Origin of the sequence: Microscilla marina ATCC 23134 (assembly GCF_000169175.1) — a bacterium.
Taxonomy (GTDB): Bacteria; Bacteroidota; Bacteroidia; order Cytophagales; family Microscillaceae; genus Microscilla; species Microscilla marina.
Genome location: NZ_AAWS01000020.1, coordinates 76,820 through 92,321, shown reverse-complemented (window position 1 = coordinate 92,321; position 15,502 = coordinate 76,820). Strand labels below are relative to the sequence as shown.

Annotated in this window: 11 protein-coding genes and 1 CRISPR repeat array (1 of these 12 only partly in view); of the genes, 8 read left to right on the top strand and 3 right to left on the bottom strand. The window is 46.2% G+C overall.

What is annotated here, in order from left to right; all coding sequences use genetic code 11:
• Nucleotides 1–178: 178 nt before the first annotated feature.
• Nucleotides 179–2,755, bottom strand: a complete 2,577-nt coding sequence (locus tag M23134_RS19085; RefSeq protein ID WP_002698852.1) for a polynucleotide kinase-phosphatase — start codon at nt 2,753–2,755, stop codon at nt 179–181.
• A 4-nt stretch (nt 2,756–2,759) separates the two neighbouring features.
• Nucleotides 2,760–4,157: a 3' terminal RNA ribose 2'-O-methyltransferase Hen1 gene (locus M23134_RS19080; protein WP_002698851.1), complete on the bottom strand. Its 1,398-nt coding sequence runs from the start codon at nt 4,155–4,157 to the stop codon at nt 2,760–2,762.
• Nucleotides 4,158–4,982: 825 nt separating this feature from the next.
• On the opposite strand from M23134_RS19080, the gene cmr1 reads away from it, so the two are divergent.
• The 8 genes from cmr1 to M23134_RS19040 all read left to right on the top strand — a co-directional run bounded on the left by cmr1 (nt 4,983) and on the right by M23134_RS19040 (nt 14,840).
• Entirely contained in the window at nt 4,983–5,909 is a 927-nt protein-coding gene (gene cmr1, locus M23134_RS19075) for a type III-B CRISPR module RAMP protein Cmr1 (protein ID WP_002698850.1), read from the top strand.
• Complete coding sequence (gene cas10, locus M23134_RS19070) at nt 5,906–7,714, top strand: type III-B CRISPR-associated protein Cas10/Cmr2 (protein WP_002698848.1); 1,809 nt, start codon at nt 5,906–5,908, stop codon at nt 7,712–7,714. The genes cmr1 and cas10 overlap by 4 nt, the downstream gene beginning before the upstream one ends.
• A 13-nt stretch (nt 7,715–7,727) precedes the next feature.
• Nucleotides 7,728–8,840: a type III-B CRISPR module-associated protein Cmr3 gene (cmr3, locus tag M23134_RS19065; RefSeq protein WP_002698846.1), complete on the top strand. Its 1,113-nt coding sequence runs from the start codon at nt 7,728–7,730 to the stop codon at nt 8,838–8,840.
• A 337-nt stretch (nt 8,841–9,177) separates the two neighbouring features.
• Entirely contained in the window at nt 9,178–9,879 is a 702-nt protein-coding gene (locus M23134_RS19060; protein WP_002698844.1) for a hypothetical protein, read from the top strand.
• Between the two features lie 35 nt (nt 9,880–9,914).
• Nucleotides 9,915–10,937, top strand: a complete 1,023-nt coding sequence (gene cmr4 / locus M23134_RS19055; protein WP_002698842.1) for a type III-B CRISPR module RAMP protein Cmr4 — start codon at nt 9,915–9,917, stop codon at nt 10,935–10,937.
• A complete protein-coding gene (gene cmr5, locus M23134_RS19050; protein ID WP_002698841.1) occupies nt 10,934–11,359 on the top strand; it encodes a type III-B CRISPR module-associated protein Cmr5 in 426 nt (141 codons plus the stop codon). Before cmr4 ends, cmr5 begins: the two co-directional genes overlap by 4 nt.
• Nucleotides 11,359–12,570, top strand: coding sequence for a type III-B CRISPR module RAMP protein Cmr6 (gene cmr6 / locus M23134_RS38490; RefSeq protein ID WP_002698839.1), 1,212 nt, complete (start codon nt 11,359–11,361; stop codon nt 12,568–12,570). Before cmr5 ends, cmr6 begins: the two co-directional genes overlap by 1 nt.
• An 80-nt stretch (nt 12,571–12,650) precedes the next feature.
• Nucleotides 12,651–14,840, top strand: coding sequence for a CHAT domain-containing protein (locus M23134_RS19040; protein WP_002698837.1), 2,190 nt, complete (start codon nt 12,651–12,653; stop codon nt 14,838–14,840).
• 117 nt (nt 14,841–14,957) lie between these two features.
• Here the strand turns inward: M23134_RS19040 and M23134_RS41225 are convergent, their stop codons facing one another.
• On the bottom strand, nt 14,958–15,173 hold the full coding sequence (locus M23134_RS41225) for a response regulator transcription factor (RefSeq protein ID WP_262492914.1): 216 nt from the start codon (nt 15,171–15,173) through the stop codon (nt 14,958–14,960).
• Nucleotides 15,174–15,455: 282 nt separating this feature from the next.
• Nucleotides 15,456–15,502: direct repeats of the CRISPR family, unit length 37 nt; unit sequence CTTTCAGAGCAACATCCATTAAAACAAGGATTGAAAC; it runs 1,668 nt beyond the window's last position.

The following is a 15,502-nucleotide window of genomic DNA, read 5'->3' as shown; positions in this document are numbered from 1 at the left end:
AAAATTTGATCGCATTTTTTAAAGCATTGTAAGACTTCTTCTAGCCTCTCCAGTAGACATTGGGTAAGTCTGAGGGAGGCAACAAGGAAGTCTTAAATATAGAACAACCAACTATAAAACACTGACTATCAAACGGATATTGTTGTTCATGAATTTCATAAGAAAACCCTACACACACTTACAATCTAGGGTCTACCTCTTCGCTCTCTAACGCCAACACGCCAAAGACCGATTCGTGCACGCGTCTCAAAGGCTCTTTGCGGACAAAACGTTCCAGAGCTTCAACCCCCAGGGCAAACTCTCGCAAAGCCAAAGAACGCTTGCGTCCCAAGGCGCGGTTTTTAAGCCGTTGGAGGTTTGCGGGCAAGTCATACTCTGGTCCATAAATAATACGCAGGTATTCGCTCCCTCTGCATTTTACGGCAGGCTGCAATAAGCCATCTTTGCTGCCATACACAATAAAATCGTAGGGTTTCACTACCATTCCTTCGCCTCCTTTAGCCGTCAGTTCCATCCACCAATCAATGGCGGTTTGTACACTCGCCTCGTTGTGGGTGTTGATGACTTGGTAAGGGGTGGCTCGGAAAATTTGCGGATCAGCCGCGCAAACTTTTCTGATTTGCTCCATGTGCCACGCATGATTTTTATCTGTGTGTACCCCTCCTTCGGTAGCCAAAATATGAAAGGGAGCCAGTTGATAATCCTCTACTGAGCTTACCTCCCAACAATAATTGCGATAAGCTTGTCGATATTTGCCAATGGCTGTTTCTTTATAGGCAAACTTCTCCAGCAAACCTTGTGCATCGGTAATGCCACGATCGATGGCTTGTTGCAATACTTGATTGACCTCAAGTAGGGCATTTTCGGCAGATGCCCCCACCGAGGCGTATTGATTTTGCAACAAAGCTTGCGCCTTTGCCGACCAAGGCATGAGTTCTGTATCTAAACACACCCAGTTGGTCTGATGTGTCTCCCAAAAATCAGCCTTGGTTAAAGCCTGGTTCACGCGCAGTAGAAATTGCTCTTCCAGGTTTTTATCGGTAAAGAAGTTTCTTCCTGTGCGGGTATAAGCCACCCCAATGCCTTCGTTGATGACCCCAAAGCGAGATTGAGCCACTGATTCATCTCTGCAAATGACCAACACCACCCGAGAGCCCATGTGTTTTTCTTCACAAACGATTTTTTCAACGCCTCGACTTTTATAATAATTGATGGCTTGCCTGGGGTGTTCTAAAAAGTCGGGCAATTCGCTGGTAGCACAAGGCGACATGGTGGGCGGCAAATAGATCAACCATTTGGGGTTGATGGCAAAACGGCTCATGACTTCCAGTGCCGAAATAGAGTTTTCTTCCTGAATAGTAATATTATGTCTTAGCCGGGTTTGTACAATTCGTTTTCCTGTCACTTCCTCTATATCCAGCAGGTCATCATACGCCTGTTGGTGGCTCAGTACTTCTTCTTTTTCGGGCATCAGTGGGCGAACAGGTTCGCTATACACTTTTTTGGCTGCCACCGACACTAGAGTTTCTTCGGGGTAACGCAAAGCCGTTAACTTTCCGCCAAATACACAACCTGTGTCAATGTCAATGGTTTTATTCAACCACTCGGCTTCAGGCACCGGCGTATGCCCATACACTACCTTGGCATTGCCTCGGTATTCATTTGCCCAGTGGTAGCGCACTGGCAAGCCAAATTCATCAATTTCTCCAGTAGTTTCACCATATAAGCAAAAAGCCCTTACTGCCCCCGAACCTCTCCCCTGCATCTCTTCTTTGATACCGGCATGCGCTACCACAAGCTTGCCTCCATCAAACACATAATGACTCACCAACCCATACAAAAACTCTTTGACTTGCCCTATAAATTCTGGTGATTCTGCGGCTAATTGTTCCAAGGTTTCGGCTAAGCCATGGTTAATCGCCACTTGTTTGCCCTTGAGCTTTTTATGCAGTTTGAGGTCGTGGTTGCCAGGCACACACCAAGCCACCCCAGCATTTACCATGCTCATTACCAGTTTCAACACGGCAGGCGAGCCAGGGCCTCTATCTACCAAGTCGCCCAGAAAAATTACCTGACGGTTTTGAGGATGGCTTACCTCCACACCAAAGTTGTTTCCGTTGTCTTGGGTTGCCTCTAGCTGGTAACCAAGTTTTGTTAGCAGGTCAACGGTTTCGTCATAACAGCCATGAATGTCTCCGATGATGTCAAAAGGTCCCGAAATATGTTTTTTATCGTTATAGAGTTTTTCTCGACCAATGCTGGTAATGCTTGCTACCTCTTCGGGAGATTTGAGCCTATAAATCTTACGAAAACCCTCTCTTTTGAGCCCTTTGATAGATTTTTTGAGTTGTTGCAATTGTTGGCGAACCACATGCCCTCCCAGGTCACGATCTGCCCTTGCTTGGTTGCGTGCTTCGCAAACCTTTTGGGGCAGCTCTAACACAATTACTACGGGCAACACATGGTATTCGCGGGCAAGCACTACCAACCCCTTGCGCGACGACGCTTGCACATTGGTGGCGTCTACTACAGTCAATAAACCTCTTTTGAGGCGTTTGCCCACCATATAGTAGAGCAAGTCAAAGGCGTCGTTGGTGGCGTCCTTGCTGTTTTCGTTGTTCGACACCATCGCACGGCACTCGTCGGAAGACACTACCTCGTATTGGGCAAAATGCTGACGGGCAAAGGTGCTTTTACCCGAACCCGAAGCCCCTACCAGCAATACCAATGATAATTCAGGTACACTAATTTCCATTTTTTTATGATTTCTTAATTGTAAAAATACCCATTTGTGAGGGTGCTCCTATCGCTGGCTCTTCTGGACCTACGGGCAAAAAAATCACCGTATAATTATGTCGTTCGGCAAGGTCAGTTGCCCAACTTTCAAACTCCTCTCTTGTCCATTCAAAGCGGTGGTCGGTATGCCTCATGTGCCCTGCCTCCATGCCGTCATACATCACGTTATATTCGGCATTGGGGGTGGTAATAACCATTGTTTGGGGGCGAGCCAGCTCAAACACCACTCTTTCCAGCGATTTCAGCCGACTTTCGTCTAAATGCTCAATCACCTCTACCAATGCCGCCGCATCATACCCCTCCAGCCTTTTGTCTCTATAAGTCAATGCGCCTTGAAAAAGTTGAATCCGCTCTTTTTGTTTAGGCGCCATCTCGTCCCAGTATAATTTATTTTTGGCTTTGAGCAACTCCCCAAAAGACACATCCATCCCGGCAATTTTCTCAAACTGTTTTTCCTTAAGCAACATTTTCAACAACTTGCCTTCGCCACACCCCAAATCAATGACCGATTTAGCCCCCGTTTTTTTAAGTTGTGCTAGTACTTGCCCAAGCCGTTGCTGATGCAGGGTTTGCTTCTTTTGTTTAATTTCTTCGGGTACTTCATCCGCTGTATTGTCCTCTACCGCTTCGTTGAGTCTGTTTAAGGCTTCTTTGGCAAGCGAACCTAGATTGATCAAGTACCTTCGAGTGATTTGTTCCTTGGCGGGATGGTTTTCCAGCCAGCCCCTGCCCTTGTCCAATAATTTATCAATTTCTCCTTGACTTACATAATAGTGCTTATCATTGTCTAGGGCAGGGATGAGCACATACAAATGCGACAATAAATCTTTGAGGGCAATGGTATGCCTCAGCTCTAGAGTGTAGTATTTGCTTTCTCCCCATTGGGCAAATTGCGTGTCCAGGGTATGGCGCTGCAACCCGACGGTGTAACCCAGTGGTTCAAATAATTTACGAATCAATTTTTCTCCACCAGCAGGCGCAGGCAATACGGCTATCCTGACCACTAGTGGCATCTTAACCGATACCAACGCTGGGCGGGCACTGCATTTACCGTTCATTGCCGTAGAAAAAGCCTTTGCCAAGGCTACACTCATAAAAGAGGAAGCTACATAGGGGCGGTCGTTAACATATTGCCCCAAAGCAAAGCCTTTGCCTGCCAAGTTTCGGCTACCCCTTACCATATCTATTGGGTCAATGTCTAAAAGTAAAGCCACGGTTGTTTTTTCGGGGGCGCTTTCTGGATAAAAAATGTGCGCTTTGCCAATAGATAGCGCTACCGATTGAAACTTATCGGGGTGTTTGTGTAGCAAGTACCCCAAGTCGGTGGCGGGCTGATGGGTGGTGGTGATCGTAAGTAGCATGATTTTTTATTTACCAAATGATTTGCGTTTGTACTGATAGCACAAATTTAAAAAGGATGCTGCGCAGTTTTTTTGCGTACTTGTGTTTTTTTGTGCGTTTGCCAAAGCAAAATATTTTAGCTCTTGAGGTTAGCCATACGGCTACTCTACCCTACTATTTTTTCGCCTCGGTTTGTGTCTTCACCATAGCCGTCAGGCTACTGTTTTTTTACCCCTTTTGGCGATTCGATCAGCGCGTGAAGACACGCGCTGAGGCGATGACGGTATTTTTAAGTAATTTTTTTTTACTATGCTCCTCTTAACCTGACGGCTATGGTGTCTTCACAACCAAGTTTACGAGTCCTTAGATACCGATGAATGTCGGTGCTCAGCAAAGCTAAATCGCCTCGCCGTAGCGCCTGTAAATAGTGTTTTTCAGGGTTCCGATCAGCTCATGAAGACACGAGCTGAGGCGATGACTAAAAGCTGGGTAGAGTACCATACAGCTAGAAGCCTGTCTTGTAAAGATCGGAGACTTCTTTTTATACATCAGTTTCAAGTGATCCTGCGGAACACTTAAAACAGCAGTGGCAAAAAGACAACGATTATCCCACTCCCTCCTTAGTTTTGAGGAGATAAAAAATCATCAGAACTGAGGATAAACCTTGGCGGCAAAGTGTGTTACTTGCCCCCTCATTCTTCCTGCCCAGCCAATTGATCTTCACTCAGTGATATTGTCAAAATAAAGTACTCAAATTTAACCCAGGGATTTTTAGCCTTGCACAAAAAATCTCACAGTTGTTAAAATATGGAAATTATTCTGACTGTATCATTTAACAACACTCTATGACAAACACCATCACTTTTACCTGCCAAACCATTACGCCCATGTTTTTGCATGGGGCAAATGGCACCACGCCTGAGCTACGCCCCGCCAGCGTGAAAGGAGTGCTGCGCTTTTGGTGGCGTGCCTTGCACGGACACTTGCCCCTTGCCCAACTTAAGGAGCTAGAGGGGATGATTTTTGGAAGCACCGAGCAACGAAGTACTTTCTCGATCAGGGTACTTGATTTGAGGCAACAGCCCAGAGACACACCAACTGAAAACGTTAACCCCTTGCCTCATAAAGCATCAGCTAAATTCACGCTATTAGCTATTCCTGTGGGCACCACGTTTAGGTTGCGATTTACTTTTTATAACATTGCTACAATCAACGGGAAAAAGTTTGATATAGCCGCCTTACAAAGCTTGTTTGAGTTGGTGTCTATATTGGGGGCTTTGGGCAAAAGAGCCCGTCGGGGTTTTGGAAGTTTTGAAATTACCCATACCCAAACGGGGCAAGACCCTACCACGCCTTTTCAGATAGACTATTCGTTGGCAACCATCCAGCAATTGTACGCCAAGGTTACAGGCAAGGTACTACACACACAAAGCAATGTTTTGAAACGCCCGGATGATGAGGGTAAGGCAGATTTTCCTTATATCAAAAAAATACGCTTGGGCAGCGTCATGTACCCCAATTTGCTCCGAAGAATTGGTGCTGCCACCAGCGCAGTAAAGGCCTCTAATGGCGACTCTTGGGATTATCGCCAGGCTATAGGATATGCTGCGGGGCAAAAACGACTGGCTTCTCCGGTGTTTGTGTCAGCCATCAGCTCGCCCAAAGGTTTGTTGCCTGTGATTACTACATTGAACATGGCTTGGGATAATGGCAAAAGGAGCACCCAAAGACACCGCGATATTCAGGAACAATTCCAAAACCATATTTTATGAGCCCACACCTATTCATTTTCACCATTGGCCCAGTGCAATCATTTATAGCCCAAGCCCGCAAAACCCGTGACTTGTATGCGGGCAGTACCCTACTCTCAGAATTGACAAAAGTGGCCATTGAGGTAGTAGGGGCGGCAAATGTGATTTTTCCTTATGTAAAAAACCAACAAGGGCTTGACGCTGCCCAAAGCCTGCCCAACCGTTTTATTGCCAGGGTAACTATAGCCGAAGGAGACTGCCAAGCCTTTGGTACCAGGGTAGCTCAAGCAGTGCGGGAGGCTTTTCGCCAAAAGGCAAAAGAAGCTTTGGGCAATAGAACCAAACCTCTAGGTTTTGACGAACAAATAGCCCAACACTTGCAAATACACTGGGTGGTGCAAGGCTTGAACAAAGGCTACGCCCAAGGCTTTAAAGACATTGAAGAAAATCTGGGCATTGCCAAAAACCTGCGCACTTTTGCTCAATATGACTATGCGGAGCAGCTGGGCGAACAAGGGCGTAAGTGCAGCCTGGACGGGGAACGCAACGCGGTGTTTTTTGGCAAAGGTACCAACCCGCTTTACTTGAAGCGGTGGAACCCCCACGCCCACGAGTTGCCCTCTGCCCCAGTAGTTGCCAACGAGGGCTTGAGTGCGGTCAGTTTCTTAAAGAGGTTTTATAAACAAGGAATGGGGCACTTTGAAAAGTTTCCTTCTACGGCAAAGGTGGCTTTGATGGAGTCGTTGCGCCAAGCCACCCCTGAAGTCGTTAACGAGTATAGCAAGTTTTTCGGATTGCTGGAGGGTAAACAGGTAAAGGTTAGACAAAATGATGATTGGACACCTTTTGGTCATCAATTCTTTTTTGAAGAAAACCTCACCAGTAAGCAGGTGCTTTGTGCTGACCAACTGGCAAACGCCCGCGTACAACACCAAAAGGTAGCTACTGACTTTGCCCAAAAGGGGCTCGCCTTCCAGAAGTACTATGCGGTGTTGATGTTTGATGTAGACCAAATGGGCAGTTGGCTCTCGGGCAATCGGCTAAAGCCTGCATACCAAGGCGACAAGCTGTTAGATTTTCACCAACATTTTTCTGAGCTATTGCTACAATATGCTGACCACGCCAGCACCATACTAAACCCCTTGAGGCACAATGGGCAAGTGGTATACGCCGGGGGCGACGATTTTTTGGGGTTTATCAACTTGAGCCACTTGTTTGAGGTAGTGCACGAGCTGCGCGACTTGTTTCTGGAAAAGGTAAGCACCCCCGTGCAAGATCAATACGCCGAGTCGGGCGAGTTGCTGCATTTTTCGGCGGGCATCGTGATTGCCCATTACAAGGCGCCCTTTGCCGAGGTGCTCAAAAAAGCCCGTCAGATGGAAACCCTCGCCAAAGAAAAAGGTGACCGCAATGCCTTTGCTATAGCTGCTATGAAACATTCGGGCGAAGTGCAAGAAGCGGTGTTTAAGTGGCAACAATACAAGCGCGACAAAACCGCCACCTGTTGGCAAAGCATGGCAACCATTGCCCAGCATTTGAAAAACAAGCATTTTTCTAACAAGTTTATTTTTAACCTGAGCCAAGAGCTTTTGCAATTGGCGGGGATCAAAGCTGCCCAAATTGAGGAGTTAAGGCCTCAAGATTTGTTTGTCGAAATGTCTCGCCTGATTGGTCGTGCAGCAGCGCTCGACACTCCCCAAAGTGCCAAAGATGAATTGTTTGATGCGTTGGTAGTGCTCTATGGAGCATCAGAAAACCAAGAAAAACTCATCCGTAACTTTATCTATAGTTTACACATTGCCGATTTTGTCAACCTAAACTCATAAAAACCAGCTGACGATGAAAATAAAGATTGATGCTTTAGACACCCTGTTTTTTCGCGATGGCAAACCCTTTTCGCTGGGCGAAGAAACCTGGGCAGAAGGCTTGTTTCCACCTGGCCCTGGCGTGTTTTACGGCGCCTTGCGTAGCCTCTACTTTTCGTTGCATCCGCACGAAATGGGCAAAGCAGGGCAAACCAACGACCCTACCGCCCACTTGCGGATCAAGGGCATTTACTTTTTGGTGAACAACAAGCTACATATAGAATGCCCGCTGGACTATGTGCAAGAAAAACAAGACGAAGCGCCTTGTTTGTTGCAGTTGCAGGCTTTGCCCGATAGCATTGCCGCTACTAGCTTTCAGTTGAGTCATTGGCTGGCTCCGCCCCAAGAGGCGCAAGTAGAAAACATAGAGGGGCTAATAGACGAAAGAACACTGAAAGAGTATGCACTAGAAAACCATAGCGATAGAGGAGTGAGCCCTTGGAGCGATTACCTTCAGGTGGAGCCTAAAGTGGGCATAGGACGCAGCAAACTCACCAATGCCACCCTCGAAGGCTTGCTCTATAGGGTGGGAATGGTACGCCCTGTTTTTGGCGAAAAAGGTCATTATTCGGCACTTTCGATGGTGCTGGATTTTGAGGGTTTGCCTGCAATGGAAAGTCTTCCCGCCAAGGGCTTTTTCAGGCTGGGCGGTGAGGGCAAGGCAGTGAGCTACGAGGTATTTGAGCCTACCATACAACTGCCCTCGCAAGTAGTAGCACAAGCCAACATTTTTAAGTTGGTTTTACTCACTCCTGCCCTTTTCGATAATGGGTGGTGTCCGGCATCTATCCACCCCCAAACGGGCAAGGGTAGACTAGCAATTGACAACCAAAAAACGGTAGAGGTAGAACTATTGGCGGCAGCCACTGGCAAGCCTGTGCCCGTAGGTGGGTTTGATATGCACACCCAATTGCCCAAGCCTATGCTCAAGGCGGTGCCTGCGGGGGCGGTGTATTATTTCCGCCTGACAAATGCCGAAGATGCCCCGCTGCTGCAACAAAAATTTAGCCCTGCATCCTTGTCCGACCAAAGAGCCAACGAGGGCTTTGGGCTTGCCTTATTTATACAAACTAACAATAGCTTATAGTACAAGCTGCAAGTAGTGGGAGCGCCTTTGTCCATAGTCCATCAGTCGATGGGCGATAGCTTCTACAGCCTTTAGGCTGATTTGCAAGCATGCTACCTGTTTTATAATATATTGATTTTTAGCGGCTTATAAAATCGACAGATGGTAGCCCAATGCTGTTTCCTTAAGGATTGAGCATTTAAACAAACAGACGCGTGAGCCATCTGCGACGGGCTAAAGCCAATGAGAGCTTTGCTCCGCTCCGCCGCACGGAGAAGCTAATGGCTAAAGGCTTTGTGAAGGAAACAGCATTGGTCAATAGAGGCTTCTTTACACACTAAAAAGGAAAACGAATCTTATGAAAAAATTGAAACTCATCACTTTTGTAGGTACTTCTTTGTTTGAGCATTATTACTATGGCAAGGGTAAAGACAGTGAACGAAGGCATTATAACAATCTTGCCAAGCAATTGCACCCCTTTGGACACTGGGCTTACCCCAAGATAAAACAAGACCTGCAAGAGGTAGAAGATACCGTCACCAGGGGAGGAGTCATTTGGCAAGATGATGAATGCAGTGCCGAAATCAGAAGTATTTTAAAAATTTATAATGAAATAAAAATGCCCCTGGAGGTATTTCTGATAGCTACCGATACGGTACTTTCGGTGCAGGCGGCTTTGCTGGTAAAAGAATGGTTTACTCCAGACAAAAACCACTGCCCCCATATCAACATACATTTTAGCCTACCCAATGTGGACTTTGCTACCCAGGGTAAAAGCTTGCATATTGTCAAAGATCTCAATTTTGCGAAAGGCAACCACTATAGGGTAGGGGTGCAAAACTTGCGGCAATTGCTGGAAAAACAATTGGGAATGGCACAAAAGCCAAAAGACTTTGTGCTGAACATCACGGCAGGTTACAAAGCCATTACTCCACTGCTCACCTTACTTGCCTATCAGCACGGCATTCCGCTCTACTACATGTACCACGAAACCAATGCATTGTCGGCAGTACCCTTGATAGAGTACAACCTAAAAGACCTGAAGCAATTTATTAAGTAAAAAAATAATCACTTTAAAACAACATTCAAAATACCATGTATAGAACAGCAAATCCTTTGTTTTTGACTTGTGAAACGCCCACCCACGCCGGAAGCGGGTCGGAGTTGGGCGTAGTAGACTTGCCCATTCAGCGAGAAAAACACACCGGCTTTCCTAAAATGGAAGGCAGTACTCTCAAGGGGAGTTTTCGGGAGGCTATCGAGCGCAGAGTAGGCAGGCAAGAAGCAGCTCAATTTGCAAGCTGGAATGCCCCTGACACCAAAATTCAACGTATTTTTGGTTATGACGATGGCAGCTTGGATGCCATCCAAAAAGCCGCTTTAAAGCAATGTTTTACGGATAAAAAAAACCAACTCAACAACGAGTTTTCGGGCTGTGTGGGTTTTGCCGATGCCCGCTTGTTGTTGTTTCCGGTCAAGTCGATGAAGGGCGTCTTTGCCTGGATTACTTGCCCCCAGGTATTGCAGCAATTTGCCCTGGACATGGAACTGGCGGGGGTAAAGGGTATTGCAATACCCAAAGGGTATGGGTTGGTGCCCGAAAACTCAACCCTGACACTGCCCGGCAAAGATGGGCTAAATGTGGTACTAGAGGAGTACGCCTTTGGGGTAAGGGCTGACAAGGACACTTCTCAATTTTGCGAGTGGCTTTCGGGGTGTGTTTTTCAGGCAAGCCAGGGGTTTAGCCAACAAAAAGTAACACAAGATGTGGTGGTATTGCCCAACGATGACTTCAGGGATTTTGTAAACCTGAGTACCGAGGTAATTACCCGCACCAAAATAAATAGCGATACAGGTACGGTAGCCGATGGACAACTTTTTACTGAAGAATACCTGCCCGCCGAAAGCGTGCTGTATACCTTGGCGTTGGTGGCACCAGAGTTTAGCAAACAAACAGATAAAATGAAAGAGGCAGATGTACTCTACTTTGTTCAACAACACTTGCCTGAGGTGATGCAAATAGGCGGCAACGCTACCTTGGGCAAGGGTGTTGTAAGAACCAGGTTGATGGATGTGGCAACTGCTAAAAAAGCAGAGAAAGGAGCGACCAAACAATGAGTAACCGAACGTTGAGAACTACGCTGGAGCAAGGGCGGGCGGCTTTTGCTTTTGCGTGTGCGCAAGTAGCCAAAAAAGATTTAGGTAGTAAGGCAAAAGAGTATAAGGCGTACGCCAAGAAAATGCCTATGCTTATCAAAACCAATGGTTTGGGGGCGGCACTTGCTTTTGCTTTTTCTAAAGGAAATAAAAACGGTAAACCTGATACAAGCAAAAGCTGGGGTTTGTTATATGCACACATAGAAGAGTGGATAAGAAAAGACGAAAAACAGGTGTTACCGCTGGGCAACGAGCCTTTGGTGAAAGCAATCATTCATCAGGACAGTGCTCAATATCGGGCAGCCACTATAGAGGTGTTGGCTTTTTTGGCTTGGTTGCGTCGCTTTGCCGATGGTTTGATTGAAGGAGAAGGAGGCGACTAATGCGGAAAGGAACCATTATTATTAAGAAAAAAGGGGGCGCCAGCATCAAACCTGAAGACGGCAAAGAGTTGAGTGTACCCAAAGAGTTTATGTTTGATGCTTACAAGCCTACTTCAGGCAAAAGACGTTTGGCTTGTGAGTTTGAGGGCAACCCGATTACAAAAATCTTGATCGAGGGCCAAGAAGTACCCAAAAGTCAGGAGGTGGTAGCACAAAAAGCAAACGCTAAAAAACAGGCGCTTCAGCGGGAGGCCGAAGCCGCAAAACAGGAGGAAGCTGCCAGGGCAAAAAAACGGGCGCAGAAAATGGGTACTTGGCGAGAGGACAGTTTTAATGCGCACGAAAGCCGTTTGCCTGCCGATACCAAAGCGCTGCTGAATGATATAGACAATTTTCACCTAAAGCTCAACAAGGCGGCGCGTTTTATACAAAAAAGAGGGGATGTAATTACAGACAAAGACAAGTTTGTTTTTTTTAGAAATGACGATGCACACAAGTTCACTATCCAACCCAACTTTGGCAACTTCAATTTTGCCCAAAACTGCCAAAAACACCTTGCCTTGGCAAAGGGCTTATGCGCTGAAGCCAAGCCCTACCCCATGGGTGTAGATGGGCGGCTGGTGGTGGGTTTGGGGCAGGCAAGTGTGTACGAAACCTCTATTACCCTGCACCATGTGTATGGCATTCCCTACATTCCGGCAAGCAGTATAAAAGGGGTGGTGCGCAACTGGGTGATCAGAACACTGTGTTTGCAAACCACAAACAATAAAGAATCGCACGATGCAAAAACCGACAATGTGGGCGAAAAGCTTGCCTTGAAAGATAAACAGTTTTGCGACGTGTTTGGCTGTGGTGACGAAAGTTTTTACAAAGAGGCACGACAAGGGCAAATCACTTTTTTCGATGCTTTTCCTTGTGCCGAGCCTACGCTAGAAGTAGACATTATGAACCCGCATTACAGCGATTATTATGGAGACGATACTCCCCCCGCTGACTACCTTAACCCTACCCCTATTCCGTTTTTGACGGTGGGCAGGCAAGCGGCGGGGGCTCAACCTACACCACTTAAGTTTCAGTTTGTATTAGGCATACGCCAAAACTCCGCCGCGAACCAAGAACTTTTGGCGCAAGCCGCTACTTGGCTCAAGCAAGCACTTGCCCAACAGGGCATCGGAGCTAAAACAGCGGTGGGTTATGGGTATATGGAGTAGGCGTTCCAAGCTTTGAGCGATAAGTCGCAAGTTTTGGCAGTTTTGTAGAATCATTTTGAATCAAACAAAAAAATAATCTCATGTGTACTCACGTATATCAACACGCTAAACAACCTAAAAAATGTACTTATGGGCAAATGCTCCCGCTTCCGCTGGATAGCGAGGGGCGGTGCTTGTTTCATAGCCAAGATGCTGACTGGAAAAGTAAGCAGGGGTTGATTGAAAAGTTTTGGGAATTGGTGGAGGTCATTGGCGCCCAAGCCCAGCCCCAATATGTGTTTAGCGAGTTTTATTTTAGTGAAAACCTTGCCCTCGAAGAATTCAATTTTGCTACCCAAGTATCTTTTGCCCACAGTTATTTTGCCAAAGGAGCGCGCTTTGTGGGCTGCCAATTCAACCGAGGGCTTACCCTGGATGGTGCTTGCTTTGAGGGGCCTTTGATCATTAGGTATGGGGTGATCAAGTCTTTGATTTTTAACAACGGGGTATGTCACAAGAGTTGCCAGATTAAAGAGGTAAATGACCCTCATTTTTTTACTTTGACAAGCACCCGTTTTTTAGGTGGTTTTGCGCTGAAAGGTGTTCGGTTTACTCAGTTTGCCCACCAAGCGCACTTTTCGGATTGCATCTTTGAAGCTGCTCAACATGATGATGAAGTTTGGTTTGAAAATGTACACTTTCAGGGTGCCTATTTTGACAAAGCAGTGTTTAATGCTCCCCTGAAGTTTAAAAATGTGACCTTTGATAGCGAAACCGAATTTATAGAAACCCAATTCCCTCCCTTGTCTAACTTTAGCGATCGGGCAGCCTTGCCTACTAGTTTTACCGAGATAACGGTGGGTAAAAACGGGGAACTTAACTTTAGGGGGAGCAATACCGAAAAATTGCTCAAAAGAATCACGGGGTTGTTTTTTGAATCCATAGAGGGCAAAGTGATATTTGAGAATACCAATTTTAATTACTTGACCCAGAAGTCGAAAGATGAAATAGAGGTTTGGCGAAAAAGCAAGGGGAATGCTCAAATAGACATAGGGTCGGGTTGTATCAAATACCGACACCGCACCCCTGAACGCACAATTAAGCTGGATGAAAATTACCAGGAGATTGTGACCGAACTTACCAGTACTTTTACCAAGTATTTCAGGCTTTCGAGCGGGCTCAACCTGGGGGTAGAGATTGTAGACCAAACTATAGAGCATATTGTTTTATTTTACTTTTCGGACGAAAACATTTCAGACGAAGAATTTATTTATCGCTTAGAAACTGCTGAAGTAGAGCTCTGGAACCTTGCCTACAATACCGAAGATGCGGTAAACAACCCGACTTTTTCGGGCAAATTGGTACAGCTCAACGATGTAATGGTAGACCTTAAAACCATTTTGTTTAAACTGGGGGTGCGGGTGTCGGTGTTGGGGCTGAGTGAAGCAGACTTGACCAAGGCGCTTGAAGCTACTTCTTTTGGGGTAACCCCTGCGGTAGACGTAGGGGGTATGCACCAAAGCATTGCCCAGAATTTTAACCTCCATACAATGATCAACCTGGGCAGCGGCGATGTACACCAGGTAATCAACCAAAAAGAGGTGCCAGCGCCCACGAATAATGCTGTCATTTTTACGGGCTTTGCCAACCCAAAAGGTGATTTGCCCAACCTGACCGAAGAACAAAAAGGCATTCATAATGCCCTGCACCCTTTAGAGTCAAAACAACTGCTCAAAAAACATTTGTGGCGCAATGATTTGAATATAGATGATTATTTTACACTTCTAAAAGATTGGGAAGATCAAATATCGGTGTTTCATTTTGGCGGGCATGCCAATAGTACCAAGCTAGGGTTTCAGGACCATACTGCATTTTTTGGGGAGCTTGCCGAGGAGTTGGTGGAAAGAAACAAGACTCTGCTAAAACTGGTTTTTTTGAATGGTTGCTCTACTAAAGCCCACGTACAAACTTTGCTTGACTCAGGGGTTGGGGCGGTCATTGCTACTTCGGCCAATGTAAAAGATACTTTGGCAGCAAAGCTTGCGGTGCAATTTTACAAGAACCTGGCTAAAGGAGACAATATAGCCACTGCTTTTGAAAGCAGTGTGCGGTGCCTAAAGTCGAGCTCAGCTACTCCCCTCTCCCACCGTATTTTAAACCAACCGGTGTATGACTGTAGGGGTTCGGAATACTTTGACAAAAAAAATCAAACCTCTCCCTTGCCTTGGGGTTTGTACGCAAACGATAAGAAGGCGCTGGAATATACTATAGCGCAAGATATGGGTAAATAGGGCCTGGGGGCTACAAGTGTAGCCTGCACACCTCCTACCTGGCAGGTTTCCAAAACCCGCCAGGTAGGAAACTGGGTGAATATGGCTAGTGCTGGTTACACCTGCACTGATAAAGGCTTACCCATCATTTTTAAACAAATTGTTTTCCAAGGCATACTTTATCAACCCTTTGGTGGCATTCTCTACCCCCAGTTTTTCTATCAACTTGCGGCGATGGGTTTCTACGGTAGAGGGGGCAATAAAAAGTTTTTCGCTGATTTGGGGCGTCGTTCGCCCGTTTACAATCAAGCGCAGTACTTCTTTTTCCCGGCTGGTAAGCGATGCCTCAAGCAGAATAAAAATATTTTGGCAAAAGCTACCAAATCTAAAAAAAGATATGCAAATTGGGGTCAGTAAACCACCTGTTTTGATCGGGTGGTGCTTTTTCCGGAGGGCAATTTATTTGGGGTGGCGCCCAATACGCCTTTAATGCTTTATGAATGAGAGAGTTACCTATTCGGAAAACTTGCTAAAATAAGCATCAAAAGCTCTTTGACTTCTTGATTTTTTTCATTTTCAGCCTCTAGTAATTATGCCATAACTTGCTGATATTTAGCTCATAACAAAGAAAGACGACTTTCAGAGCAACATCCATTAAAACAAGGATTGAAACTCAAAGCTCG

Bases quoted from the DNA above. Each gene is read 5' to 3' on its own strand.
- cmr6 (WP_002698839.1), top strand. From the start codon at position 11,359: ATGCGGAAAGGAACCATTATTATTAAGAAAAAAGGGGGCGCCAGCATC.
- M23134_RS19040 (WP_002698837.1), top strand. From the start codon at position 12,651: ATGTGTACTCACGTATATCAACACGCTAAACAACCTAAAAAATGTACT.
- cmr1 (WP_002698850.1), top strand. From the start codon at position 4,983: ATGACAAACACCATCACTTTTACCTGCCAAACCATTACGCCCATGTTT.
- cmr4 (WP_002698842.1), top strand. From the start codon at position 9,915: ATGTATAGAACAGCAAATCCTTTGTTTTTGACTTGTGAAACGCCCACC.
- cmr3 (WP_002698846.1), top strand. From the start codon at position 7,728: ATGAAAATAAAGATTGATGCTTTAGACACCCTGTTTTTTCGCGATGGC.
- M23134_RS19085 (WP_002698852.1), bottom strand. From the start codon at position 2,755: ATGGAAATTAGTGTACCTGAATTATCATTGGTATTGCTGGTAGGGGCT.
- cas10 (WP_002698848.1), top strand. From the start codon at position 5,906: ATGAGCCCACACCTATTCATTTTCACCATTGGCCCAGTGCAATCATTT.
- M23134_RS19060 (WP_002698844.1), top strand. From the start codon at position 9,178: ATGAAAAAATTGAAACTCATCACTTTTGTAGGTACTTCTTTGTTTGAG.
- M23134_RS19080 (WP_002698851.1), bottom strand. From the start codon at position 4,157: ATGCTACTTACGATCACCACCACCCATCAGCCCGCCACCGACTTGGGG.
- cmr5 (WP_002698841.1), top strand. From the start codon at position 10,934: ATGAGTAACCGAACGTTGAGAACTACGCTGGAGCAAGGGCGGGCGGCT.